The sequence below is a fragment of the Vibrio sp. L3-7 genome, assembly GCF_963898195.1.
Taxonomy (GTDB): Bacteria; Pseudomonadota; Gammaproteobacteria; order Enterobacterales; family Vibrionaceae; genus Vibrio; species Vibrio echinoideorum.
Genome location: NZ_CAWQUW010000045.1, coordinates 211,090 through 235,014 on the forward strand (window position 1 = coordinate 211,090; position 23,925 = coordinate 235,014).

Here is a 23,925-nt window from a genome sequence, read left to right on the forward strand (position 1 = left end):
ACTCTATAAAGCGCTACGCCTTACCAACTTCTAGTACTTCAGCAAGTCGTACTGGCGATGTGAAACCAGCCAGATTGAGTAGTACGTTGCCATCACCCTTACCAAGAAGCACACTGTTCACGTTCGCATAACTTGAAACTTGGAACTCTGTGTTCTCACCATCCAATAAACCTGACGCTTTCACGTTGTATTTACCGGCCGGCAATGGGTTACCGTCTTCGTCTTTTCCGTCCCATTCAACACGTGTATCACCTGATGGTTTAGAGCCGATATCAAAAGTGCGAACCAATTGTCCAACTTCGTTCTCAACACGGACCATTACATTTTCCATGGCTTGAGGAAGTTTAACCATTGACGCCATACCGCCATCACCGGGTTTTACACCTGCCGCACCAGGTACCAATACATCACGGCCAACCAAAGAAGAGGCTTGTAATGCTTGGTTAGAAGTCATTGATGAATTCAAGCTTTCAAACTGTGTATTCATTTTGCCAATGCCATCTACGGTCGCAAATGAAGCCATTTGCGCAATCATCTGGTCATTGCTAACCGGCTTGAAAGGGTCTTGTTGGGCTAATTGCTTAGTCAACAAAGATAAGAAGTCTTCTTGTTTAAGATCCTGCTTACCTGTTGTTTCGTCGGGCTTCTTAGTACCATCTTGAAGACTCTTCAGCTGGTCAACATAGGACAAGCCGCTTTGACCAACATTGTTGTTGATTCCAGCCATGTGCTACCTCCTTATCCTTATTGACCCATCTGCAGCGTACGCAGCAGCATTTGTTTACTCGAGTCAGCAACCTGTACGTTTGTTTGGTACGCACGTGATGCCGAAATCATGTTTGCCATTTCTTCCATAACGTTCACGTTAGGCTTGTAGATATAGCCTTCGTTGTTCGCTAATGGGTGATCCGGGTTGTACTCCGCGCTCAGCGGCTTATCGCTTTCCACAATACCTAATACTTTCACAGGCACAGTATGACCACTGTTGCGTGCTTTATTTAACTCAGCGCCGAACACTGCGTGACGAGCCTTGTAAGTTTCTTCAGCAGAACTACTTACACTGTCCGCGTTCGCAAGGTTGCTCGAGGTCGTATTTAGACGAACAGATTCAGCACTCATCGCAGAACCAGTCACATTGAATACATTGAATAAACTCATCTAATTATTCCCCTTTAATCGCTTTAGTTAAATTCTTGAACTTACTTCCTAAGAAGTCGAGAGAGGCTTGATGCCTAATTTGGTTTTGCATGAAAAGGTTTCTTTCCAAATCCAAATCAACCGTGTTGCCATCTCCTGTATCAGGTTGGGTAGGAATTCGATACTTCGTTTCCCCATTCACCGTTGTTGAGGCAGAAATGTGCCGACCATCTGTACGGCTAAGACCAATGCTTGCCCCAGAACTTGCCGCTTGCAGTGATTTCTTAAAGTCTAGTCCTTTTGCTTTATACCCAGGCGTGTTTGCTTGCGCGATATTGGTGGAAAGCACCTCAGCGTTACGCTCACGTACACCAACTGTGTGTTGGTGAATGCCTAAAGCATTGTCAAAAGAAATAGCCATGTAAACCTCAACTCAAGAACTGACTGTTATGAAGTAACCAAAGCAATATGTATACCAACTTTAAAAAACAAGCGGAGCACAAATACTTTTACAGGTTACTCATGGGTAAACTTGCAATATACAAGCCAAAAAATAGAGTAAATTGGAATGTCACTCTGACTTAAAGATATAGGTTAAGCAGGAAAAAGAAAACCCAGCACTTGGCTGGGTTTTAAAATTAGACAATAGCGTTGCACCTTATATTGGTGTTAGCAATTACTTTAATTTGTAGATAATGCCAGGGTTGCAGCGAACCATCTCAAAACGATCCGTTAAGCCGGTTAACGATTCAGATGCACCCAACAAAAGGTAACCACCAGGATTGAGGCTATTTGCCATCTGGTTAAGTACTTTTGATTTCATGTCAGGCGAGAAGTAAATCAGCACGTTACGACAAAAAATGATGTCGAACTTACCTAACAATGCATAGCTATCCATCAGGTTTTGTGGACGGAAGTTCACCATGCGCTTTACGTTGTCTTTTACTTTCATGCGACCATCGCCCGCATCTTCAAAGAAAGTACGACGGCGCTCAGGAGAAAGTCCACGTCCCAACGCAAGGTTGTCATATGCCCCAGTGCGGCACATGTCTAGCATGCTTGCTGAGATGTCAGTTGCAGTAATCGATACATTTGGCAGCATACCCGGCTTACGAGCTTGAGTTTCAAGAATCGTCATTGCCATTGAATACGCTTCTTGGCCTGAAGAGCTTGCCGCAGACCAAATCTTAATAGGACGTTTATTTGCCGCTACTTCCGGTAGAAGCTTATCCGCAAGCACTGCAAACGGGTAAGTATCTCGGAACCAAAGTGTCTCGTTCGTCGTCATAGCATCCACTGCTGCCACTCTCAACTCACGATTTCGACCTGTTACTACATCTCTCAACAAATCAGATAACGAAGCTAACTTAAACTTCGTTACTAATGGGCTTAGACGGCTGCGCACTAAATACTGTTTGCTGTCACCTAATACAATGCCACATTGAGATTCTAAGAAACGGCTGAAATCGCGATACTCTTGATCACTTATTGTTATAGCAGTCATTAATGTCTCTTTTAGTTAGTTAACGCAGTTTTAACCGCTGCACCAAGTTCATCAGGGTTGAATTTAGCGATGAAGGAGTTAGCCCCCACGCGCTCAACCATGGCTTGGTTAAATACACCACTCAATGATGAGTGTAAAATTACGTATAAATCTTTAAGTTCTGCGTGACGACGAATCTCAGCAGTCAGCGTGTATCCGTCCATTTCTGGCATTTCGATATCAGAGATCACTAATGAAATTTGATCGTAAATACTGCCCTCTGATGCCATCTGCACCAGTTTCTCGTAGGCTTCTTTACCATCTTTCACAGAAATAACCTCAAAACCGATAGATTCAATAGCACGTTGAACTTGCTTACGAGCAACGGTTGAGTCATCAGCAATCAAGATACGACGAACCAGTTCTTTCTCTTGTTCGACTTCTGCGATTTCTTCAGCGATTCTGCTGTCCATTGTTTCATCAACAGGCGAAATCTCAGCCAGAATTTTTTCAACATCCAGAATTTCAACTAATTCGTTATCGATGTTGGTTACCGCAGTCAAGTAGTTCGCTCTACCTGCACCATCCGGCGGCGGAAGAATCGATTCCCAGTGCATATTAATAATGCGCTCAACTGAACTGACCAAGAAACCTTGAATGGTTCGGTTAAACTCAGAGATAACCACAAAACACTTTTCAACATCCGTTGTAGGACGGCCACCAATCGCTAAACTCAAATCGATCACAGAGATCGTTTGGCCACGAATGTGTGCTACACCTTTAACTAGTGGGTTCAAGTTTGGCATCTTTGTCAGCTTAGGGCATTGAAGCACTTCTTTTACTTTAAAGACATTAATGCCGTAACGCTGACGCCCCATTAGGCGAAAGGTTAGTAATTCTAATCGGTTTTGACCGACGAGTTGCGTACGCTGATTCACTGAATCAAGAATACCCGTCATGAGCTCATCTCCATATCAAACTTTTTTGGATAAAAAGTGTTAGTCTACTGCAGGCTACGAACTACTAGAGAAACAGAATGACGCATCATAAAGAGAATCTGCCTCCTTTTTCCATAGCAATGTGTAGAGCTACTTTTAAAACTGTCGCTAAGTTTATCGGCATTTTATCAATATTGTTTAGTTTTTTTATACAAGCTGCGACTCCAGAACAAATTGAAATGATTAAGTCTGCCGCGGAGCAACACATCCTTGATACGGTTGAGCAACCACAAGGTGGCGAACTCTTTGTAAATTCAGCAAATGTTGACTCAAGAATCAAAGCGACAGACTGCCCCGTCTCTCTTGAGACAAGCGCCTCTACAACCACCAATACCCGCAGTAGCATTACGGTTTTAGTGCAATGCATTGATGATGAATGGCGAGTTTATGTGCCTGTACGCTTATCAATGTCAGTGCCACTCGTTACCACCACACGCTCCATCGCAAGAGGCGAAATCGTCGGCCAATACGATGTCACCACCGACATGATTTCTCTTAACAAATTTCGTCGTCAAGGTTTCACCAACCCACAACAAGTCATTGGCGCCAAGGTAAAGAAAAACCTCAGGCCGGGTGATGTCGTCGAAAGAGGCGATATCTGTGTCGTGTGCCGAAACGAGAAGGTTATCATACAAGCAGTTAAAGGTGGCATGACCATTACCACCAAAGGTACTGCTCTCACCGATGGATCTATGGGCGATCAAGTAAGAGTGAAAAATGATAAATCACAGCGTATAATTGAAGGGATAGTTACCAGCATGTCTGAAGTCACGGTGTACTTTTAACGCTTCACTTTAAATTGACGGTACTGCTAATTATTTGTTCTCAACTCCAGAGCAAAATATTACCGCAGCGTCGTTTTGTTCCTTTTCGACTATTGAGCTAAAAATTGCTAAAGTAATCGAATCCTTGGTCGATATTGACTGTACAGGTTCCCATTTTTGAAAAAAAAGGCTTAACTATGGCAGGCATTGATAATATTCGTTCAGGGCAAACCCTAACGACCACTAACCGATCATCGGTACGCTCTGATTCTAGCTCTGAGGCATCACGCTCTGATGTGTCAACTAAATCACCAGCAAGCAAAGACGCGGTTTCACTGAGCCAACAAGGCAAAGCAATTGGTCAACTTCATCAAGATATGGCGGCACAACCAAGTTTTGACTCTGTAAAAGTTGCGGCGATCAAAGAAGCGATTGCGAACGGTTCATATACTGTTGATCCAGAAAAACTGGCTGACAACATGATCAAGTTCGAAGATGAATTAAAAGGCCTTTAAGTAAATACTAACTTTTCACTGAAGTTATTGTCTTAAAGTACATGAGGTTATTAATAGGTTTACATTATGGCGGCACTAGCAGATTTAGTTAATTTTCAACTTCAAAATGCCAAAGCCTTATCTGAATTATTGAATTCAGAGAAAACCGCTATTACGAGCCGACAATCAAATGATATTGAGCGAATTGCCAAAGAGAAAGTTGTCTTAGTCGAACAACTAAGAACAACCGATCAACGAATAGAAGCGCATAGTAATATCTCTGAACTGACCGAGAATCCTGATCTAGCTCAGTTAGTTAAAACCATCAAATCTATTGTGTACGATTGCCATCAAGCGAACCTGGTAAATGGTGAAGCCTTGAATCGAGCACACCTCAGCTTTAAAAAACTCAGCAATATGATGCAGCAAAGCCACGGAAAAATCGGCATGACCTACAATGCCGGTGGTCAAACGCATACGATTTCTACGCTTGGCACCAACGTGAAAGCCTAATCAAGCCACCAGCCACTTCCCTTTCTCTATTCCCTTTCTCTATTCTCTATTCTCTATTCTCTATTCTCTAGCCAGTACAGTAATCCACCCCGTACCTTTCGCAACACCAATCCCTGCTTCCCTACTTCCCTACTCAACTTATATTTCACACAAAACCTAGATTCCACAGCAAACCTGTAAATACAAAAAAGCGGCAAGTATTTTCATACTTGCCGCTTTTACATTCACAGGCGCTATTCATTGCCGCCCTGCCATCTGGAAAGCGAGGGCAACTTATACAACTCGTCGGTCATAAACTTAAATGGTCATAAAAACTAGAATAGCGTTTGTTGTCTCTTCTCTGGCACCGCTTGAACTTCACCATAACTGCGCAGTTGTTCCATCTTACGGATATCTAACTGAAGCTCAGTCACATAGCTATCACCAACAGGGTAACTGCGCACAACTTCTGCACCACGGATTACACCATCAACCGCACCAGAAGTTCGTTCGGTACCAAGGCGTTGGTCCTCAAGCTCTGCTCGACCACTTACTCTCATGCCATAAACTTGCTCAGCAAGCTCACGATACGCATCAATTTTGGAGGCTCTCATCGCTCGAATACGCCTCTCTTCGTCGTTACGACCTTTCTGCTCACTGATACTCGCGTAACCAACGGCAACTAAGTAGTCGTCCGGCCTCATGTTTTGTAAAGGTTGGCAGCCGATAAGCAATAAAGCGGCAACAACAAATATTAACTTCTTCATCACGAACTCCTAAGGGCGAAGAATAACAGTGTAAGGCTGAGTCATGGTTGGGTCAGAGCGAATAATGACACCATCTTGAGTTCGAATGCTGTTCAAAGTATCTAAGTCACGACCAATGCGATCCGCGGGCAAGAAACCTTGTGCGGAAGCAACCACGATGCGAGTTTGCATACCAACAACACGAGCATTCACTAGAACACCACCTTCTTGGCGAAGCATTGTTCCCGTCAACACGTATTGGACATCTTGCTCTTGAGCTAAGTCTTTCCAGTCGCGACTTAATGCAAAGTCACCCTGGTGAGTCACTTGGATAGAGCCTGTCGTTTTGAAATCAATAACCTTGAAACCGCGACGCTGAAACTGATGAATGAAGCCTTCTGATACCGAATTTCCTAACCAGTTTGTTGTATCCATATGCTGCAGGTCAACAAACGAGGTAATCGCAATCGGTGTTCTTGCTGAAATACTTGTATTCGAGACGATCAAATCTTCGGTCATGCTTTCCACGAAAAAATCCATGGTATGACGAGGGCTGTCCATCAACATAAACTGACTACCTGAATACTCAGATTTGCCGTTATAGATTGGCGAATAAGCGCATGATGTCAGTAACATGACACTCATTACTACGAGCCATTTTTTCATTCTCTTATCTCCAGATATATTTAGTGCTGCCTGTACCAATATGTTCTCACCATTATTCTTTTCAATGGATTACAATGTTGGAACAGTCCTTGCTTTTCATTAATGGTTCAGATTAAGAAAAACGCACTTAAGTCAGCTTCAAGCTTATAGTTATTTGTTAAGCAATATTTATACCCAACTGGTAACGAATAGATGAAAAAAATAATTTCTTACTTATTTTCAATAAGTTCACTGATAACAATAAGCTTCAGTGCTCATGCCTCTTGGTATGAAGTTACCGGTACAGCAGCGATCGTATCGTCAGAGGAAGCCGCAAGGATCCACGCCCTGGAAGACGCGGTATATAAAGCAGTACAGTTCTCAGGGGCTGATATTGGTAGCATCTCTAACCTCACGCCTTATCTGGATGCGAACAAAAAAGAGTTCCAGTTTACCAATCACGAAGTGCGCTACATCTTGGTAGATAAAGAGAAGACACGCGGTGGCAATATAATGATTACTGCAAGGGTTGATATCTACCCTTCGGCAAATGCTTGCCATGAAAGCCAATATAAGAAGACATTTTTGGTCGGCAACATTGACGTGACCTCCCCTCAACAAGCGGTGATGGGCAGAATCTACAACATCGGTGATGATTTCAGTCATGTCGTAGATCGACAGTTAGCTCAAGAATCTCGCAGCTTTGTTTCTGTTGGCACGACAAATTACGACATCGACAGGCGTCGACCTGAAGTCATCAAAATGATCGCACAAGACACGGGAGCACAGTACATTATCGGCGGTGATATCACCGATTTAACTGCGACCATTGAATCCAAGCTTCTAAAAGACGACATTATAAACCGCCAGTTTGCCTTAGAAATGCAAGTCTTCGATGGCAAAACAGGTCATCAGGTTTATAACCGTAGCTATCGTGAGGTGGCAAAATGGCCATTCGCTAAGACCAGTGAAGTCGATACACGTAGTGCGCGTTTCTGGGCATCTACCTACGGCAGCATGATGCTTCGCGTCAGCCGCAATATTATGTTGGACTTAGAATCTGAAGTGTCATGTAAGATCACCCTTCCAGAAGTTGCCGCTGTGTTTGGCAATACTGTGACCATTGATTTAGGTCGAATGCATGGCGTCCAACAAGGCGACAAACTGCAGCTGTGGCACACCGGCTCTTTTATCGATCAACAAGGTTTACCGCGTAATAAAGTCTCTCAAAGTGATATCACACTCACTGTTTCTCGCGTTTACGAAAACGAAGCTGAACTGACGATTGATCAACCAAGCCTTGCTGGAAGTATTCAAATTGGTGATGTAATGCAGAAAATCATGTAGTTAACGACACTCACGTTTCATACTTTCTAATATAGCCTTAGCACTTTTGTTAAGGCTTTATTTTTTTCACGATGATTAGTTTCGGTTTTGGCGTATTTGTCGTAACCTTATTAATAATATAATCATCACTTAGCAAACTATGAGCCTGAATAATCTAATTGGTGCTACCGGTTACCGCTTTATCTCGAAAGGTAAAACCGCTTTTAAAATCCACATTCATACTCCCGACGATACGGTACTGCATCGTTCTGTCGGCTTTGTTCGTATGGGTGAGGATAAAGCACTAAAGAAAACCATCAAATTAAGAGACGAACTGGGCAGACAGCTTTGGGGTAAGTTTTGGCCTAAAGTCCTCAAAGAGCCTTACCTTATGACGCGCTTACCGCATAGTTTGGAACCTAAGATTGTATTCAAGCCTAATCCAACCCAAAGCGATCCTGAACACCGTGACGAGTGCTACATCGCTAAGTGGCGTGTATTCTCAGACAACGGCGACTACAAATACAAAACCAAAGTGTGCTCAATCAGAAAGCACGGGCGACTTGCCGCTTATAGTCAAACTAAGAGAGCACTGCTTGATGCACATAAAGATGTGATTGATTTGCTTATGTTTATGGGACGACTCAACAGTATCGACTTGAAGTGATGCGAGATTCGCTCGATTTGGTTCATTCGTTAATTCGTTAATTCGTTAATTCGTTAATGATTAAAGCTATCTACTCAAAATTGACCAGATATAAAAACAGCCGCTATTGCGGCTGTTTTTGTTTGTAAGCTAACCCTAATAGCGATTTAGAATGTTCTCACAGATTAAATAGACAACCTAGCTTCGGCATATCTCAGCAAGAGTCGCCAGTCGGCGCCGCGATTCTTTCACATAAGGATTGGTTTGATCCCATGCGTAGCCAGCCAAAATTGAGCACACCATTTGTTTAATCTTCGGGTTTGGAGCTTGATAGAAAATCACATCCTGCAAAGTACCTGAGTACCAGCCTTCAACATACGTTCTAAAGGTGTTTACGCCAACCATAAGCGGATCCGCATAATCACGGTCCCAATCAACCTTCTCACCATTGAGCTGCTTTTCCACGCACTCGACCGCAAACTGAGCCGACTTCATCGCAATCGTCACGCCTGATGAAAACACAGGATCAAGAAACTCACCGGCGTTCCCTAGCAAGGCATATTTATCGGTCGCCAAGTGCTTCACATTGGCAGAATAACCACCGATTTCACCCGCAGGGTTCGGGTACTCTGCATTTGCCAGTATCTCAGCCAAACCCGGCTCTTCGGTTACCAGTTGCTTAATCGCGGCAATCTTGTCTTCTGGGTATGATTCAAAGAACTTAGGCTCCCCGACAATACCAAACGAAGACACACCGTTACTAAACGGGATCAACCAATACCAAACATCAGGGTTGGTTGGATGCACGGAGATCAGGATTTTGTTACGGTCATACTCCAGGTCGGTCTCGACCTCTGAAATATGATCGTGAATGTGTGTGAAAATAGCTTTACGTGGTGGAAGTGATGACGGCTCTTCCAAGTTAAGCATTTTAGGAAGCACTCGACCAAAGCCACTACCATCTAGCACGTATTGCGCTTCTATTTGATAGCGCTCTCCATCCTGCACTTGTACGTCTAAGATAGAGCGATCTTCGGCGAAATTAATGTCCATCAACTCATGTTGGTAATCAATGTTGACGCCTTGCGCTTCAGCACTATCGGCTAACACCTTATCAAAGGTACCTCTTTGAACCTGAAACGTGGTTCCCGGCCCAGCAGAGAACTTATCTTCAAAATTAAACGCGGTGTACACACCATTTTTACGAAAGGCTGCACCATCTTTAAATTGGAAGTTAGCGTCAGCCACCGCTTCGCTCATCCCAGCTTGTTCAATCACTTCCATGCAAGCAGGTAGTAGGCTTTCACCAATCGAAAAGCGCGGGAAAAGGCTCTTTTCAATCACTCGAACATCGATGCCTTTTTTATGAAGCAAAGACGCGGCAATAGACCCTGATGGCCCAGCTCCGATGATCACTACTTGAGTTGACAGTTTTTTCATTAATTTAAGCCATGTTTGTTATTTTTTATTGCGCGCCAGCTTTCAGTTCAAGAAGCGTATGACCAAGGCCGATATCGTCGGTACGGGTCACCACTTCAAAGCCAGCTTCTTCAACGATCTCTAAGAAATCTTCACTGCGATAAAAACGGCTGTTGCCGTTGGCCAAGCAAGTGAAGTAAAGAGAAGTCGCGTTTAAGCTATAAGAAGCCGCATCGTATTTCTGTGCATCCCAAAACAGTTCAAGGATATAGACCGTCGCCTCTTCTGACATATGAGAGCGAACACGCTTTAATATGCTCAGAATTTCCATTGGCGAGAAGCAATCAAGGAACTGGCTCATCCACCACACATCCGCGCCTGTAGGCAACGCTTGTTGTTTGTCGAGCATGTTAGCTGGGAATGGCGTCACTCGGTCTTGATGGCCATGTTGTGTCGCGTTTGCCATTGCCATTTCTAGTTGCTGTGGCAAGTCGACAATTGTTATCTCAACATCTGAGTCGTGGTTGCAGCACTGCATTGCCCACTTACCCGTGTTACCGCCAATATCCACCAGCGATTTAGGTTTCTTGCTGAAGACTTTCTCAAGCAAAACAGGGAACGAACGGTCTGAATAGAAGTGATCAAACTTAAACCAACTCTCTTTTGCTTTTTCTGGCAATTGAGATAAACCTTGGTAAATGGTTTCCCAATCTCCCAGTTCTTTCAGGCCGGCAGGTGTACCTTCTTCAATCGCTTCGGTTAGATGCATCATCGCGGCGTAACAAACATCGGCTGTGAAATCCATGTTTGCGCTGGTCATGCCATCGTGCAAAAGGTAGAAACCGAGGTTAGCCATTTTATAGTTAGGCTTTTCCCAAGTAACAATATGAGCGCTTAACGCCATATCAAGCAGAACTTTTACACCATACTCGGACACACCGGTTACCTCAGAGATAGTCTCTGCTGGTAAGCCATCATTACCCGCGTCATCTAAGGCTTTTAAAATACCTAGGTCTCGAAGTGTGCGAGCGGTATGAAAAACAATGGGAGCGAAAGACAATTTTTGCGCTTCTGTTTTCGCTTCTAATGCGTTGAATGGATCTAATTTATATTCCGACACGAAAAACCTAACTTTAAATAATGGAGGGTTACTCAGCTGACATTTGTGCAAGCTTACGTTTAATATCAACGTTTAAGTTATTCACCCAGCGGTTGTAATTACGGTGTATTTCACCATCGTCATACTTCAAATTCTCTGATTCAACGTAAAGAATAGAGTAAAACTTGTCACTATAAGGAATTTCAACCACAGCATGATGTGAGCGCACATACAACTCAGCACGAATCAAGCCAGGCTGTATTTCTGAAACCAACCAACCTCGGTTCTTAGCTGATTCATAAATAGCTGATTTCACCTGTTTACTTTGAAGATTCAGTGCAACTGGAGTATCCTCAACATTCATTACTGGCTGTACACGTCCGCAGCCTGCAAGAACCAACATGAACAATATTGAAACGACTATTTTTAGTAATTTCATTTAAATTCCTTACCTGTGTTTATTTATAAGCGCGCATAGTATTTAGTTAGACCCAAAGCAAATCAATACTCTATGTCAAATCAATCCAAATTAATGTCGTTTAATATTGAGAAATGGTCTGCAAATGCGGCCGGTCTTAATTCTGATGCCGAATGGCAAACATGGAGCACTAATTTAGCTTGGCCAGATAATGGTACAACTGAATTTAAAGCCATCCCTCCAATGATGCGTCGTCGAATGAGCGTGCAAAGCAAGCTTGCGGTCCAAACCGCATTAACGCTATTAAAAGACACTTCAATTGATTACCTAGTGTTTGCCAGTCGACATGGTGAACTGCACCGAACGGCTACATTAATTCAATCGATATTAGAAGGTGATGACGCCTCGCCAATGGCGTTTTCCCAATCCGTGCACAATACCGCAGCAGGCCTAACAACAATTGCCGCGAAAGCACCGATTCCACTGACCTCAATAGCGGCCGGACAAGACACCTTCCACAATGCATTGATTGAGGCGTACCTTTATCTCCACCAGCATCCATCACACCGTGTTTTAGTCATTGATTTCGACCAACCTCTGCCAGATCTCTACCAAGAGTACGAGACACAAAACTACGCAGATTACGCGTTAGGCTTAATTCTCACAGCCGGCGATGACTACTCTATTTCGAGAACGATAGAAGCCAACCAATCATTTTCAGAGTTACCGCAAGGCCTACAAACGCTGCAACATATCCTTTTGGATACACAGCGTTGGATAATTACAGGTAAAAATCAAACTTGGTCTTGGACAAATAACGCCAAAACTGGAACTCAAGAATGAGTAAGGTCGATCAATATTGGCGAGTATTCGCGACAGGGCTTTGCTTCTCCATCTTTGGTCTAGGAGGCTTAGTTCTCAGCTTCTTGATCTTGCCGTCGATCGCACTCACCACATCTAACACCATTAAAAAAGAGCTTAAGGCTCAACGACTGATTCGTTTTTCATTCAATGCCTTTTGCCAAATCATGAAGTTTACAGGCGCAATTGATTACAGAATTGATGGCGCCGAATTGCTGCGCGAAGATCGCAACTGCATCATCGTAGCCAACCACCCGAGCTTGATTGACTATGTTTTGATCGCATCTCAATTGCCTCAGTGTGACTGCCTCGTTAAAGCGGCAATATGGGAAAACCCTTTTATGAAGAGGATCGTTAAAGCGGCAGGTTATATACCAAACCAAGCACCTGACGATCTTTTAGAACGCTGTGAAGAACGTTTCTCTCGTGGCAATGTACTACTGGTTTTTCCCGAAGGGACTCGCACAACACCAGGAATTGAACCATCATTACAACGTGGTGCGGCGCAAATTGCTACTCGAACACAAACCGATTTACGCGTGATTCATATTACGGTTTCTCCGACATTCTTAACGAAAGAGAAAAAATGGTATCAAGTTCCTGCGACGAAACCCTTTTTTCATATTGCGGTGAAAGGTAAAATAGAAGTCGCACCATTTATTGAGAATTCGAACAACTTAACTTCGGCAGCAAGACGCCTTAATCACCATCTTGCATATACTATTTTCCCTTCCGAAGAAAACATTTAGATAATCAATAAACAGCAGGCGATATCGGCATTTCGAAAATACATCGCATAATGTAGAATCGCCCCATTGAAGCAGCATTTAGATAAAGCATTAAGTAGGCCAAAGTGGAAACATTACACAACGAACTGAAACAACTAATCATCGACGCGTTAAACCTTGAAGATATGAGCATTGATGAAATTGAAACAGAAGCTCCACTATTTGGTGATGGACTTGGACTAGATTCTATCGATGCACTTGAGCTTGGTCTTGCTATCAAGAAAAAGTACAACATTATCATCGATGCCGACGATTCAAACACTCGCCAGCACTTTGCCTCGGTTGAAAACCTAGCGAATTACATCTCATCTCAAACGAACAACTAGACAGATCTTTATGACACAAGCTAACCAACAAGAAGTATACAACCAGGTTAAAGATGCGCTGATTGAGCTGTTTGAGCTTGATGCTGAAGATATCACTCCTGAAGCACACCTTTATCTCGATCTCGACCTAGACAGCATTGATGCTGTCGATTTGGTCGTTCATCTACAGAACGTAACAGGTAAGAAGATCAAACCTGAAGAGTTCAAAGCAGTACGCACCGTTAATGACGTTGTAGAGTCTGTGGTTGAACTTTTGAAGGACGCATAATGCGTCCTCTGCTGACTTTACTGTCGGCAATCATACTGTTCACTTATCCAATAGCGGTTTACTTTGGACTCAACAAGTTTGGTCTACAAACCGTTGGTATCGTCTTGGCCGTTATCTTTGCTGTTCGTATTTTCTCTGGCGGGCAGGCTAAAATAAAAGAGCTAAAACACTTAGCTTGGATCAGCGGAAGTGCCGGAATTGTTCTGCTAGCACTAGGATTAACCTTCAAGCAGCATGGTTGGTTAACCTATTATCCCGTCATCGTTAATGTTTGTATGTTGGCTGTATTTGCTTCAAGCCTATGGCAACCTCAAACGATTATCGAGCGCCTTGCTCGCCTCCAAGAGCCTGAACTTCCGCAAAGTGGCGTTGATTACACGCGAAAAGTCACCAAGGTTTGGTGTCTGTTCTTCGTTATCAATGGCTCAATCGCGCTTTACACTTGCTTCCAACCGCTTGAAATCTGGACCTTATACAATGGCCTACTCAGCTATTTGTTTGCCGGGTTACTCTTTGCGGGTGAGTGGGTAGTTAGACAGCGCATTCGTCAGAGTTAAATTGTTATGACCCAAACCGTCTCTTACACTTCCTTGTCTGCGCTTCTCAGCCAGAACAGATCGCCAGATTCTATTGTCTGCTTTGACGACAATAGCGAGATTACGTGGCAAACATTTAACGACGACTTATCTCGACTCGTCGACCTTTTATCTTCATCCCCTTTTAAACGAGTCGCGATTTGTACCCAAGACAGCTACCTATTTTCTGTGGCCTTTTTGGCATGTACGGTAACCAACAAACACATCATCTTACCGGGTAACTATCAACCTTGCGCACTTGCCGAGTTGAGTGAACACTTTGACAGTCTGCTAGTCGATGATGCGATTGGTGCAGTGGAAATAAGTGAAGTTCGCAATATCCGAACCTTATTAGACACCGAAAAACAAGAGCTTCTAGCCGATAATCTTCCCGCCATTTATTTAGCAGAAATCCAATTGACCTTATTTACTTCAGGCTCAAGTGGCACGCCAAAGGCAATCAATAAAACACTAGAACACCTAGATATTGAGATTGCTCAGTTAGATAAAAACTGGGGCAAGTTGCTTAAAGGGAACCGTATCCACAGTACGGTCTCACACCAACATATCTATGGTCTGTTATTTCGAATCTTATGGCCGCTTTGTTCTGGCGTTCCGTTTGCTCGACACAATCTCGAATACCCTGAGCAGATCCTATCTCACGCTAACAAACAGAGCGTGCTGATCAGCAGCCCTGCGCTACTCAAACGATTAAAACACGAGACAAAGTCTGCACAGCTAGCTGGTGTGTTCTCTTCTGGTGGCCCTTTACCCACCGAATCGGCTCACCAGTCACGAAACCTGCTTGGTCATCTACCTATCGAGGTATTTGGCAGCACAGAAACCGGTGGCATCGCATTTCGTCAGCAAGAGAGCGCTCAAACGCCTTGGCAGCTTTTTGACTGTATTGAGGCTAGTCTCAACAGTGAGAATTGCATTAAGTTATTGTCGCCGTACATCGACAAAAACAACTGGTATCAAACCGCCGATGAGTGCGAAATGGTTTCGGATAATCAATTTATATTGAAAGGCCGAACCGACCGAGTGATCAAGATAGAAGAGAAACGAGTATCACTGGTAGAAGTGGAAAAACGATTAGAACAACTACCCTGGATAACCGAATGCGTGGTAATTCCGTTTGAAGAACCTGAGCGCTTAATCTTAGCTTCAGTTTTAGTATTATCAGAGGAAGGCCAAGCAACTCTCGCCACCATGAGTAAAGGTAAATTCTGGTTGATGCTGCGTTCAGAACTTAGAAAGTGGTTAGAACCGATCGCTATCCCAAGAAAGTATCGTATTGTTGATGAGATTCCACTCAACAGCCAAGGTAAGCGATTAACGTCTCACATCGAACAGCTAATAAAATCATAGAAACCGCTGATCGTATTTTACACTGAGACTGTCTTTTTATATTTTTGTCAGAACACCCATTTTCAGCCCAAGGATTCTAAGCACGCGCTATGGATAAGAGAAAACCAAACGTAATTGCTGTTGACACTGCAGAGAAAGAATCGACCCTGACACTCCAAATTACTGGAGACATCACCGATTTTAAGGGGCACTTCAAGAGCTTTCCTATTCTTCCTGGCGTTACACAGATTGATTGGGCACTTCACTACGCAGTTCAAGAGCTAGGTGTCCCTGGTTACTTTAAAGGCATGGAGGTCATCAAATTCCAAGAGCCTATCTTGCCTGACTCAACTATCCAGCTTTCACTGAAATGGGAAGCCGATAAAGATAAATTAATCTTCAGTTACACATCGAACAACGGTGAACAAACCCACTCTTCAGGAAAAATGAAGCTGGGAGAGAAAAGTGAATAGCGCTCCTGCCGATGCTGCTTATCAACAAACTCTAAAAGAAAGTAGCTACAACGCTTGCTTCCTAATCCCGTGCTTTAACCACGGTGCCACCATGCCAACTGTGGTCTCATCACTTCTTAAGTTCGAACTGCCGATTATTATTGTTGATGATGGAAGTGAACTCGCAACCAAACAGTTTTTGACTCCCCTTGCTGATAACCCAAGCGTAACTCTGGTGACACTTGAGCAGAACCAAGGTAAAGGTGGTGCAGTAAAGGCTGGCATCAAGCGAGCGCAAGAGCTCGGCTTTAGCCACACCATCCAAATTGATGCAGACGGCCAACACGACTTAGATGCCCTGCCCGCATTAATCGAAGCGTCACAAGCTAAGCCACAACGCCTTATCTCTGGTCAACCGGTCTATGACGAGAGCGTGCCTAAGGCAAGGCTCTACGGACGTTACGCGACACATATCTGGGTATGGATAGAAACCCTATCTCTCTCGATTAAAGACAGCATGTGTGGCTTTAGAGCGTATCCAATTGATAAGACGCAAACCGTACTGAATAAATACGATGTCGGTTCGAGAATGGACTTTGATATCGAGATTCTGGTTCGCCTGTATTGGGAAGGCTGCGATATCGACTTCGTTGAAACGCGTGTTATCTACCCAGAGAATGGTATATCTCATTTCGATGCACTGTGGGACAACGTAAAAATCAGTTGGATGCACACGCGACTGTTCTTCGGCATGCTGCCAAGAGCACCAAAACTGATCGCGCGTCATTTCAAGTCGGATTCAGCGAAGAAGTTATCGGCTGAAAATAGCCAAGATTCCTCGGCAGATTCAAGACAGGTACATTCAAAACAGATAAATTCAAAACAGATAGGTTCAGAACAACCCCATTGGTCACGTACTCAAGAACGCGGCACTGTGCTGGGAATCAAACTGTTATTGGCCGTTTATACCTTGTTAGGCCGAGGCGTATTTAATCTGATTTTACGCGGTGTGATGCGTTACTACCATCTAACGGGCACACGTGCACGAAACGCCTCAGAACAGTACCTATTTCAGCTTAAGGCATACGCTGAACAACAGAATATTGAGTTACCAGCGAAATTAACCAGTTATAACCATCTGCTCTCGTTTGGCCATACCATGCTAGACAAGTTGGCTGCATGGAAAGGGGATTTTTCGGTCGATAACCTGAGCATTCATGGTCAAGAACAATTTGAGAGCATGGTGGCAAACCAACAAGGTGTGCTGATTCTGGGTTCTCATCTTGGCAATATCGAATTGTGCCGCGCTTTAGGTCGCAGACACTCAAACATCAAAATCAATGCACTGGTTTTCACCGAGCACGCTGAGCGTTTCAATTCAGTGATGAAAGCGGTCAACCCGCAGTCTGACTTAAACTTGATTCAAGTGACCTCGATGGGGCCTGATACGGCTATCTTGTTACAACAGAAGCTGGAGCAAGGCGAATGGATCGTGATTGTCGGCGATAGAACTTCCACCAGCAAAGAGAGCCGTTCAGTATGGGCAGAGTTCTTGGGTAAGGAAGCGCCCTTCCCTCAAGGACCATTTATGTTAGCCTCTGTTCTCAAAGCACCAGTATTTCTATTATTTGGGCTACGTGATGACTCACAATCTAAGCCTCATTTTAATGTCTATTTTGAGCATTTTAGCGACAAGATAGAACTACCAAGAAAGACTCGCGAACAATCTTTACAGCAAGTCGTGCAAAAATACGCAAATCGACTTCAGCACTACACACTGAAAGCACCGCTTCAGTGGTACAACTTTTTTAATTTTTGGACATTGAGCAAGCACCATGACGAAAAAGAATCCAAATAGCATCACCTTTGGTGCCGAACGCCTCACGATTGAGGATGTTGTCGCTATCTCACAAGGCGCAAAAGCCTCGATGAACTCAAGTGAAGCCTTCACATCTAAGATCGACCGTGGTGTCGCTTTCTTAGAGCGCCTATTGAAAGAAGAAGGCGTGATCTATGGTGTGACAACGGGCTACGGTGACTCATGTACCGTTGCGATTCCGCCAAACCTAGTTGATGAGCTACCACTGCATTTAACACGCTTTCATGGCTGTGGTTTAGGCGAAATATTGTCTCACGAACAATCTCGTGCGGTATTAGCAACGCGCCTTTGTTCTTTATCGCAAGGTGTCTCTGGTGTGACTCATGATTTGCTCAACCAGATCGTTACTCTGATCAACCAAGATATCTCACCGCGTATTCCTCAAGAAGGTTCGGTGGGTGCCAGTGGTGATTTAACGCCGCTGTCTTACTTAGCGGCCGCACTGATTGGTGAGCGCGATGTTATCTACAAAGGCGAAGTTCGCCCTACTAGTGACGTCTACAAAGAGCTAGGAATTAACCCTATCAAGCTTAAGCCAAAAGAAGGCTTGGCATTGATGAATGGCACGTCAGTAATGACGGCTCTGGCTTGTATCGCCTACAAACGTGCAGAATATCTAGCTCAGCTGTCGACTAAGATAACGGCAATGGTATCTGTGGGTATGCAAGGCAACGACTTCCACTTCGATGAAGCCTTGTTCGCAGTGAAACCTCATCCAGGTCAACAACAAGTTGCTGTATGGCTGCGTGATGACTTACAAGCGGATCGCCCACCACGCAACAGTGACCGCCTACAAGATCGTTATTCACTGCGTTGTGCTCCACATGTTATTGGTGTGGTTCAAGACTCTCTACCTTGGCTACGCCAAATGATTGAGAACGAGCTAAACAGCGCTAACGATAACCCAATTATCGATGGCGACAATGAGCGCGTACTGCACGGTGGACACTTCTACGGTGGCCATATCGCAATGGCAATGGATACACTAAAAACAGCGGTAGCCAACCTTGCAGACCTACTTGATCGCCAAATGGCACAGCTAATGGACTACAAGTTCAATAACGGCCTGCCATTTAACCTAACAGGCGCTGAAGGCGAACGTAAGCCAATCAACCACGGCTTCAAGGCGGTGCAGATTGGCGTTTCAGCTTGGACAGCAGAGGCATTGAAACACACCATGCCGGCAAGCGTGTTCTCTCGTTCAACCGAGTGCCACAACCAAGACAAAGTCAGTATGGGCACCATCGCAGCTCGTGACTGCTTACGCGTTCTAGAGCTAACGGAACAAGTGGCAGCAGCATCACTTCTGGCGGGTACACAAGCACTTGAGCTTCGTAAACGTCATAATGAGCTTGATGAGCACCACATGAGTGAAAACCTAAAGCACATTCGCGACGAAGTACTCAAAGAATTTGAGTTTATCGTAGAAGATCGACCACTTGAAGGCGATCTACGCCACTTCATTGCTCGTATTCAAAGTCAACACTGGTCACTTTACTCATAGAGTAGTTAACCTCATAGAGTAGCTAACCTCATAAAGTAACCAACCCTTTACGCAATATTGTTGAGAGCGATTTATGTCTGAAATCCTTCATCCACTACAATCTGAGGTAACTCTAATTACCTCATTCCAAGATGCCGACCCGATGGGCGTGATCTATCACGGCAACTACTTCCGATTTTTTGAAGAAGTAAGGCGCATCATGATGGATAAGATTGAGTACAACTATCATGAGATGAAGGATTCCGGCTACATGTGGCCAATCATCGACACGCGCGTAAAGTACATTAAAGCGATCCCTTTTAATCATCAGATCAAGGTATCAGCTAAGCTGACCGAGTGGGAAAATCGCTTGCGTGTTGACTACGAGATTCACGATGCCAACACTGGAGTTCGTATGACGCGAGCTCATACCATGCAGGTTGCGGTGACCATTGAAGAACAAGAAATGTGTTTTGCTTCGCCGAAAATATTTACCGATAAAATCGATCATTGGCACCAATTTGGCTGTTTGCCACAATCAAACACCACTCAATCAAATAATCCGCTATCCGATCAATCTCAAGCAACTAACACACAGCAGCAGGTGAAACATGAGTCTGTTTAAACACGGACGTAAGCAAATCAGCATCGCACTACTAGGGCTTGCCTCTGTGATGGCGAGTAGCTTTGTTATTGCTAATGAAAGTACAGCTACGGTTGGCTCTATTTCAGATCTTCAAACAGTATTAAGTGCAAACAACATCGTGCGTGGAGAGTTTACTCAAACACGCAATATGGAAATGTTCGCTCAGCCTTTAACATCACAAGGTACTTTCCTGTTAGACAAATCGAATGGTTTACTTTGGACACAAGCGACACCCTTCCCTGTGAGCTTGGTGCTAACCGACAACAAACTGAGCCAAAGGTTTGCTGATCAACCAGCTAAGATCATCACCGACCAAGAAAACCCAATGGCGTTTTATTTCAGCCATATATTCCTATCGGTGTTCCACGGTGATACTCAAAAACTCCAAGAGCAGTTCTCACTGTCATTTGAACCCGCGACTGAGCAAAGCTCAGATGAAAGTGCAAATGAAAGCACAGAGGGTACGTCATGGATGCTCACTCTAAAGCCCAAAAGTGCGCCAATGAATGCGGTATTTGAAGCCATCACACTACAAGGTAACAACGATATTGAACGCATTGAGCTGAAAGAGATTCGTGGAGACAGCACAGTGATCGAATTTAGCCAGCTAAGCCATCAACCGGAAGTATTATCAGATGCTGAAGCGCAACAATTCCAACTCTAGCCTTGCCCTTATTTGGCTTGTTGTCGTGGTGCTATTTAGCGGACTGTTAATCAAACAGTTCGCTTTTTCTTCTTCAGTACCGATTGAAAGCAACATTATGAAATTGCTGCCAGAAAACCAGCAAGATCCTATGGTAGAACAAGCCTTTCAACAGATTTCCAACTCGATGAGTGAGCAAGTCGTCTTCATAATAAGTGGCTCTGATATCGAACATGCCACCGCTGCCACTAATGCTTTTGAAAAAGCCCTCAACCAAAGAGCGTTCTCCAGTCAGCCAACTCTTTTTAAGCACGTGCAAGGCAAAATCAACGCCAGCACTCAAAGCCAATGGAGCGATTTCTATTTTCGTCATCGGGCTCAACTGTTGACCGTTCAACAAAAAGAAACACTGGTACACTCGCCCGAATCTCGCGCTCAACATGTAATTCAGTCGTTATACAATCCATTTTCAGGCGTCACTGCAGCCGAACTGACACTCGATCCTTTTTTGTTATTTCGAGACTACATTAGCGAAGTTGGTACTCGTTCGAGTAACTTTAGCCTTAAAGAGGGCTACCTAACGGCGCAATCGCAAGATCAGTCACACATTTTGGTTACCGCAACCTTGGCTGGCTCTCCCTATAGCTTGGCTATTCAAGAGCAACTTCCGGCACTTGACGCTTTAGAGCGAGACATAGAGAAGCAATTTGACGTCAAAGTTCAGCACACTGGCGTGGTTTTCTACGCTAATTATGGCACTCAAAGTGCAAAATCTGAGATCAGCACCATTGGTTTAGGATCGTTAGCTGGCGTTATTTTGTTGGTGTGGCTGACATTTCGTAGCGCCCTACCACTTGTCTTGTCTCTACTTTCGATAAGTACTGGATTACTGGTTGCACTCGCGAGCACCGTCGCTATCTTCGGCAAAATTCACTTGTTCAGCTTAGTGTTCGGTGCCAGTTTGATCGGCGTATCAATCGATTACTCTTTTCACTTCCTTACCGATCGCTTAGCGGCAGGAAGTAAATGGCAAAGTAAAAAAGGGTTGCAACATATCCTTATTGCGATCAGCTTGGGGCTTATTACTAGCTTGATTGGCTACCTAGGCTTGCTTGTTGCACCTTTCCCAGGCTTACAACAGCTTGCTTTGTTCTCGTCAATTGGACTCATTGCAGCTTACGCCAGTGTAGTGTGTTGGTACCCCGTTTTAGCGGCGAAACCAAGTCAGGAACGTCCACTCCCCCTAGCGAAGCTTTGGCATAGTTGGTTGAGTGTATGGAGCAAGCCAAAATTCAGAATAGGCTTACCGTTAACGGTGACTGTCGTTAGCATAATGTCACTCAGTCAAATTCGTTACGACGACGATATACGCCAACTTCAGGCAATGCCAGAACAGCTCAAACAGCAAGAGCAAGCCATCACTGAGATTTCAGGATTAGGCAGTGGTCAAAATATGCTGTTGGTGACTGCGAAAAGTAATCAAGCATTACTGAAAAAATTGGCATTGATCACCTCTGAATTAGATTCATTGATCGAGAAGCGAGGCATCTCAGGATATCGCAGCGTCAATCAACACCTGCCAAGTGAGCATGAGCAAAATGAAAACTATCGGCTGGTGAAACAGCTCTACGCTAATCAGAGCTCAACATTACAAACCACATTAGGTTGGTCGAGTTTCCCTGAGCTTCCTAACTATGAACCAATAACAGTTGATGGGTTTTTAGCATCACCAGTATCAGAACCCATTCGTCCTCTTTGGTTGAGGCCGATAGATGGACAAGCTGCGTCTGTTATTTTAATCAAAGATGTCACTGACTCAGAGCTGTTCTCTCAATGGCTTGGTTCAGATTTTGCTCAGCAACAAGATGTTAAGTTCCTCAATAAGGCCGATGAAATATCGTCGCTTTTTGCTGAATACAGAGTCAAGATCACCGAACTATTATTAATAGCATTGGCAGCCATTGGAATGGTTTTAGGTTGGCGCTATGGCGTAAAACAGAGCCTGTTGATGCTGTTGCCGTCTTTGATTGCGGGAATCGCAGGGCTAGCGATCACCGGCGTTTTAGGTTCGACCTTAAACCTGTTTAACTTACTGGGTCTGATTCTGATTCTAGGGATTGGCATCGACTACACCCTTTTCTTTGCTGAGCAGAAGAAATCACTGAGCACCTTGTTAGCCATTACCTTGTCTGGCCTCACGACGCTGCTTTCATTTGGTTTACTGTCACTAAGTCAGACTCATGCCATTCATAGTTTCGGCGTTACCGTCTTAACGGGTATTTTTGTGGCGTGGTTGCTTTCTCCACTCGCAATCAATACAGAGAAAGCCGCAAGAAAACCAAAACCTCATGAGGCTTTTAGATGAAAAATACAATACAGATAACGCTGGGCGTTGTATTGGGTTTACTACTCAGTGCCTGTTCAATGGTTTCTCAACAGCCGACTGGCGCAAGTGTGTCTATCGATAATGACACCGAATTAGCCTTACCTTTGCCTTCTGAGCTTGGATACTCATTTACGGCGAGCCAGTTGATTAACGCGACCTGGCAAGAGGAGACTCAACAACTTCCTGTCCAAGTTGAAGTGACACCAGATAAAGTGGTGTTAGCTGGTTTTTCATCTTGGGGTACTCGAATTTTGTCACTGCAGTACCAAAACCAAGTGATTGATACACAGGTTTTATCTGGCCTTGGGGCGACCCTGCCGCAACCCGAACAGGTGCTATTTAATTTAATGCTGACCCTATGGCCAGTTGAAGCGTGGACTCAACCTTTAGAAAGTATCGGCTGGCATTTGGTCGACACAAAAAACAGCCGCACAGTGTTTGACGATAACCAACAGGCAATCATTCGAATTGATTACCAAGCGGATTCCGGAGCTGACAAAACTCGCGGCGATATTGTTTTCACGCATTTGACCCAAGGCTATACCATCACTATACAAACGTTGAACTCAACGATTGTCGACAACCCAAGTAAGAGCTGAAC

General features: G+C 44.3%; 28 protein-coding genes. 18 read left to right on the forward strand and 10 right to left on the reverse strand.

Translation table 11 applies throughout. The features are described from left to right. Positions 1–13: 13 nt before the first annotated feature. From flgD to AACW75_RS21055, 5 genes are all read right to left on the reverse strand, one after another. Positions 14–727: a flagellar hook assembly protein FlgD gene (gene flgD, locus AACW75_RS21035; RefSeq protein ID WP_017073279.1), complete on the reverse strand. Its 714-nt coding sequence runs from the start codon at positions 725–727 to the stop codon at positions 14–16. 17 nt (positions 728–744) lie between these two features. Further along, entirely contained in the window at positions 745–1,158 is a 414-nt protein-coding gene (gene flgC / locus AACW75_RS21040; RefSeq protein WP_004736176.1) for a flagellar basal body rod protein FlgC, read from the reverse strand. Positions 1,159–1,162: 4 nt separating this feature from the next. Beyond that, positions 1,163–1,558 carry a flagellar basal body rod protein FlgB gene (gene flgB, locus AACW75_RS21045; RefSeq protein WP_004736175.1) on the reverse strand — a complete coding sequence of 132 codons (396 nt, stop codon included), beginning with the start codon at positions 1,556–1,558 and terminating at the stop codon, positions 1,163–1,165. A 255-nt stretch (positions 1,559–1,813) separates the two neighbouring features. Beyond that, complete coding sequence (locus tag AACW75_RS21050; protein WP_017073278.1) at positions 1,814–2,641, reverse strand: protein-glutamate O-methyltransferase; 828 nt, start codon at positions 2,639–2,641, stop codon at positions 1,814–1,816. An 11-nt stretch (positions 2,642–2,652) separates the two neighbouring features. After that, positions 2,653–3,579: a chemotaxis protein CheV gene (locus AACW75_RS21055; RefSeq protein ID WP_017073277.1), complete on the reverse strand. Its 927-nt coding sequence runs from the start codon at positions 3,577–3,579 to the stop codon at positions 2,653–2,655. Between the two features lie 77 nt (positions 3,580–3,656). Between AACW75_RS21055 and flgA the strand changes: the two genes are divergently transcribed. From flgA to AACW75_RS21070, 3 genes are all read left to right on the forward strand, one after another. Then, positions 3,657–4,403, forward strand: coding sequence for a flagellar basal body P-ring formation chaperone FlgA (flgA, locus tag AACW75_RS21060; RefSeq protein WP_102550777.1), 747 nt, complete (start codon positions 3,657–3,659; stop codon positions 4,401–4,403). A gap of 176 nt (positions 4,404–4,579) precedes the next feature. Further along, complete coding sequence (gene flgM / locus AACW75_RS21065) at positions 4,580–4,897, forward strand: flagellar biosynthesis anti-sigma factor FlgM (RefSeq protein WP_032497647.1); 318 nt, start codon at positions 4,580–4,582, stop codon at positions 4,895–4,897. 66 nt (positions 4,898–4,963) lie between these two features. Further along, a complete protein-coding gene (locus tag AACW75_RS21070) occupies positions 4,964–5,389 on the forward strand; it encodes a flagella synthesis protein FlgN (RefSeq protein WP_017073275.1) in 426 nt (141 codons plus the stop codon). A gap of 314 nt (positions 5,390–5,703) precedes the next feature. On the opposite strand, the gene flgP is transcribed toward AACW75_RS21070, so the two are convergent. Continuing rightward, on the reverse strand, positions 5,704–6,135 hold the full coding sequence (flgP, locus tag AACW75_RS21075; protein WP_135455388.1) for a flagellar assembly lipoprotein FlgP: 432 nt from the start codon (positions 6,133–6,135) through the stop codon (positions 5,704–5,706). Positions 6,136–6,144: 9 nt separating this feature from the next. After that, entirely contained in the window at positions 6,145–6,780 is a 636-nt protein-coding gene (locus AACW75_RS21080) for a FlgO family outer membrane protein (RefSeq protein ID WP_017075191.1), read from the reverse strand. Between the two features lie 192 nt (positions 6,781–6,972). Here AACW75_RS21080 and AACW75_RS21085 point away from each other — a divergent pair, with 192 nt between their 5' ends. Both AACW75_RS21085 and AACW75_RS21090 read left to right on the forward strand, forming a co-directional pair. Further along, entirely contained in the window at positions 6,973–8,106 is a 1,134-nt protein-coding gene (locus AACW75_RS21085) for a flagellar assembly protein FlgT (protein WP_017075190.1), read from the forward strand. Positions 8,107–8,245: 139 nt separating this feature from the next. Then, complete coding sequence (locus AACW75_RS21090) at positions 8,246–8,752, forward strand: hypothetical protein (RefSeq protein ID WP_017075189.1); 507 nt, start codon at positions 8,246–8,248, stop codon at positions 8,750–8,752. Between the two features lie 177 nt (positions 8,753–8,929). On the opposite strand, the gene AACW75_RS21095 is transcribed toward AACW75_RS21090, so the two are convergent. The 3 genes from AACW75_RS21095 to AACW75_RS21105 are packed head-to-tail and all read right to left on the reverse strand — an operon-like array spanning position 8,930 to position 11,688. Further along, entirely contained in the window at positions 8,930–10,171 is a 1,242-nt protein-coding gene (locus AACW75_RS21095) for an NAD(P)/FAD-dependent oxidoreductase (protein WP_135455390.1), read from the reverse strand. Positions 10,172–10,196: 25 nt separating this feature from the next. Then, positions 10,197–11,270, reverse strand: coding sequence for a methyltransferase (locus AACW75_RS21100; RefSeq protein ID WP_017076618.1), 1,074 nt, complete (start codon positions 11,268–11,270; stop codon positions 10,197–10,199). A gap of 28 nt (positions 11,271–11,298) precedes the next feature. Further along, on the reverse strand, positions 11,299–11,688 hold the full coding sequence (locus AACW75_RS21105) for a hypothetical protein (protein WP_145572162.1): 390 nt from the start codon (positions 11,686–11,688) through the stop codon (positions 11,299–11,301). A 93-nt stretch (positions 11,689–11,781) separates the two neighbouring features. Between AACW75_RS21105 and AACW75_RS21110 the strand changes: the two genes are divergently transcribed. The 13 genes from AACW75_RS21110 to AACW75_RS21170 all read left to right on the forward strand — a co-directional run bounded on the left by AACW75_RS21110 (position 11,782) and on the right by AACW75_RS21170 (position 23,923). Beyond that, entirely contained in the window at positions 11,782–12,510 is a 729-nt protein-coding gene (locus tag AACW75_RS21110) for a beta-ketoacyl synthase chain length factor (RefSeq protein ID WP_135455577.1), read from the forward strand. Further along, the gene (locus tag AACW75_RS21115) at positions 12,507–13,277 is read left to right on the forward strand and encodes a lysophospholipid acyltransferase family protein (protein WP_135455393.1); all 771 of its coding nucleotides are present in this window, start codon (positions 12,507–12,509) and stop codon (positions 13,275–13,277) included. Before AACW75_RS21110 ends, AACW75_RS21115 begins: the two co-directional genes overlap by 4 nt. Positions 13,278–13,381: 104 nt before the next feature. Continuing rightward, positions 13,382–13,642: a phosphopantetheine-binding protein gene (locus tag AACW75_RS21120; RefSeq protein ID WP_102445120.1), complete on the forward strand. Its 261-nt coding sequence runs from the start codon at positions 13,382–13,384 to the stop codon at positions 13,640–13,642. A gap of 10 nt (positions 13,643–13,652) precedes the next feature. Then, entirely contained in the window at positions 13,653–13,910 is a 258-nt protein-coding gene (locus AACW75_RS21125) for an acyl carrier protein (protein ID WP_004739745.1), read from the forward strand. After that, on the forward strand, positions 13,910–14,467 hold the full coding sequence (locus tag AACW75_RS21130) for a COG4648 family protein (RefSeq protein WP_145572161.1): 558 nt from the start codon (positions 13,910–13,912) through the stop codon (positions 14,465–14,467). The genes AACW75_RS21125 and AACW75_RS21130 overlap by 1 nt, the downstream gene beginning before the upstream one ends. A 6-nt stretch (positions 14,468–14,473) precedes the next feature. Beyond that, positions 14,474–15,856 carry an AMP-binding protein gene (locus AACW75_RS21135; RefSeq protein WP_145572160.1) on the forward strand — a complete coding sequence of 461 codons (1,383 nt, stop codon included), beginning with the start codon at positions 14,474–14,476 and terminating at the stop codon, positions 15,854–15,856. 89 nt (positions 15,857–15,945) lie between these two features. Next, positions 15,946–16,308 (forward strand): ApeI family dehydratase, encoded by a 363-nt coding sequence (locus AACW75_RS21140; protein WP_145572159.1) that lies wholly within the window; start codon positions 15,946–15,948, stop codon positions 16,306–16,308. Then, a complete protein-coding gene (locus tag AACW75_RS21145; protein WP_145572158.1) occupies positions 16,301–18,145 on the forward strand; it encodes a glycosyltransferase family 2 protein in 1,845 nt (614 codons plus the stop codon). The genes AACW75_RS21140 and AACW75_RS21145 overlap by 8 nt, the downstream gene beginning before the upstream one ends. Then, positions 18,123–19,670 (forward strand): HAL/PAL/TAL family ammonia-lyase, encoded by a 1,548-nt coding sequence (locus AACW75_RS21150; protein WP_145572157.1) that lies wholly within the window; start codon positions 18,123–18,125, stop codon positions 19,668–19,670. The genes AACW75_RS21145 and AACW75_RS21150 overlap by 23 nt, the downstream gene beginning before the upstream one ends. Before the next feature lie 73 nt (positions 19,671–19,743). Then, complete coding sequence (locus tag AACW75_RS21155) at positions 19,744–20,274, forward strand: acyl-CoA thioesterase (RefSeq protein ID WP_145572156.1); 531 nt, start codon at positions 19,744–19,746, stop codon at positions 20,272–20,274. Next, positions 20,261–20,959, forward strand: a complete 699-nt coding sequence (locus tag AACW75_RS21160; RefSeq protein WP_145572155.1) for a LolA family protein — start codon at positions 20,261–20,263, stop codon at positions 20,957–20,959. The genes AACW75_RS21155 and AACW75_RS21160 overlap by 14 nt, the downstream gene beginning before the upstream one ends. Beyond that, a complete protein-coding gene (locus AACW75_RS21165) occupies positions 20,931–23,303 on the forward strand; it encodes an MMPL family transporter (protein WP_145572154.1) in 2,373 nt (790 codons plus the stop codon). Before AACW75_RS21160 ends, AACW75_RS21165 begins: the two co-directional genes overlap by 29 nt. Continuing rightward, positions 23,300–23,923 carry a DUF3261 domain-containing protein gene (locus AACW75_RS21170; protein ID WP_145572153.1) on the forward strand — a complete coding sequence of 208 codons (624 nt, stop codon included), beginning with the start codon at positions 23,300–23,302 and terminating at the stop codon, positions 23,921–23,923. The genes AACW75_RS21165 and AACW75_RS21170 overlap by 4 nt, the downstream gene beginning before the upstream one ends. The last annotated feature ends 2 nt before the right edge of the window (positions 23,924–23,925 follow it).

Coding starts and splice junctions, on each gene's coding strand:
- flgC (WP_004736176.1), bottom strand. CDS start 1,158: ATGAGTTTATTCAATGTATTCAATGTGACTGGTTCTGCGATGAGTGCT.
- AACW75_RS21055 (WP_017073277.1), bottom strand. CDS start 3,579: ATGACGGGTATTCTTGATTCAGTGAATCAGCGTACGCAACTCGTCGGT.
- flgA (WP_102550777.1), top strand. CDS start 3,657: ATGACGCATCATAAAGAGAATCTGCCTCCTTTTTCCATAGCAATGTGT.
- AACW75_RS21110 (WP_135455577.1), top strand. CDS start 11,782: ATGTCGTTTAATATTGAGAAATGGTCTGCAAATGCGGCCGGTCTTAAT.
- AACW75_RS21095 (WP_135455390.1), bottom strand. CDS start 10,171: ATGAAAAAACTGTCAACTCAAGTAGTGATCATCGGAGCTGGGCCATCA.
- flgM (WP_032497647.1), top strand. CDS start 4,580: ATGGCAGGCATTGATAATATTCGTTCAGGGCAAACCCTAACGACCACT.
- AACW75_RS21090 (WP_017075189.1), top strand. CDS start 8,246: ATGAGCCTGAATAATCTAATTGGTGCTACCGGTTACCGCTTTATCTCG.
- AACW75_RS21115 (WP_135455393.1), top strand. CDS start 12,507: ATGAGTAAGGTCGATCAATATTGGCGAGTATTCGCGACAGGGCTTTGC.
- AACW75_RS21155 (WP_145572156.1), top strand. CDS start 19,744: ATGTCTGAAATCCTTCATCCACTACAATCTGAGGTAACTCTAATTACC.
- AACW75_RS21070 (WP_017073275.1), top strand. CDS start 4,964: ATGGCGGCACTAGCAGATTTAGTTAATTTTCAACTTCAAAATGCCAAA.
- AACW75_RS21160 (WP_145572155.1), top strand. CDS start 20,261: ATGAGTCTGTTTAAACACGGACGTAAGCAAATCAGCATCGCACTACTA.
- AACW75_RS21105 (WP_145572162.1), bottom strand. CDS start 11,688: ATGAAATTACTAAAAATAGTCGTTTCAATATTGTTCATGTTGGTTCTT.
- flgP (WP_135455388.1), bottom strand. CDS start 6,135: ATGAAGAAGTTAATATTTGTTGTTGCCGCTTTATTGCTTATCGGCTGC.
- AACW75_RS21135 (WP_145572160.1), top strand. CDS start 14,474: ATGACCCAAACCGTCTCTTACACTTCCTTGTCTGCGCTTCTCAGCCAG.
- flgB (WP_004736175.1), bottom strand. CDS start 1,558: ATGGCTATTTCTTTTGACAATGCTTTAGGCATTCACCAACACACAGTT.
- AACW75_RS21050 (WP_017073278.1), bottom strand. CDS start 2,641: ATGACTGCTATAACAATAAGTGATCAAGAGTATCGCGATTTCAGCCGT.
- flgD (WP_017073279.1), bottom strand. CDS start 727: ATGGCTGGAATCAACAACAATGTTGGTCAAAGCGGCTTGTCCTATGTT.
- AACW75_RS21170 (WP_145572153.1), top strand. CDS start 23,300: ATGAAAAATACAATACAGATAACGCTGGGCGTTGTATTGGGTTTACTA.
- AACW75_RS21140 (WP_145572159.1), top strand. CDS start 15,946: ATGGATAAGAGAAAACCAAACGTAATTGCTGTTGACACTGCAGAGAAA.
- AACW75_RS21150 (WP_145572157.1), top strand. CDS start 18,123: ATGACGAAAAAGAATCCAAATAGCATCACCTTTGGTGCCGAACGCCTC.
- AACW75_RS21130 (WP_145572161.1), top strand. CDS start 13,910: ATGCGTCCTCTGCTGACTTTACTGTCGGCAATCATACTGTTCACTTAT.
- AACW75_RS21125 (WP_004739745.1), top strand. CDS start 13,653: ATGACACAAGCTAACCAACAAGAAGTATACAACCAGGTTAAAGATGCG.
- AACW75_RS21165 (WP_145572154.1), top strand. CDS start 20,931: ATGCTGAAGCGCAACAATTCCAACTCTAGCCTTGCCCTTATTTGGCTT.
- AACW75_RS21085 (WP_017075190.1), top strand. CDS start 6,973: ATGAAAAAAATAATTTCTTACTTATTTTCAATAAGTTCACTGATAACA.
- AACW75_RS21080 (WP_017075191.1), bottom strand. CDS start 6,780: ATGAAAAAATGGCTCGTAGTAATGAGTGTCATGTTACTGACATCATGC.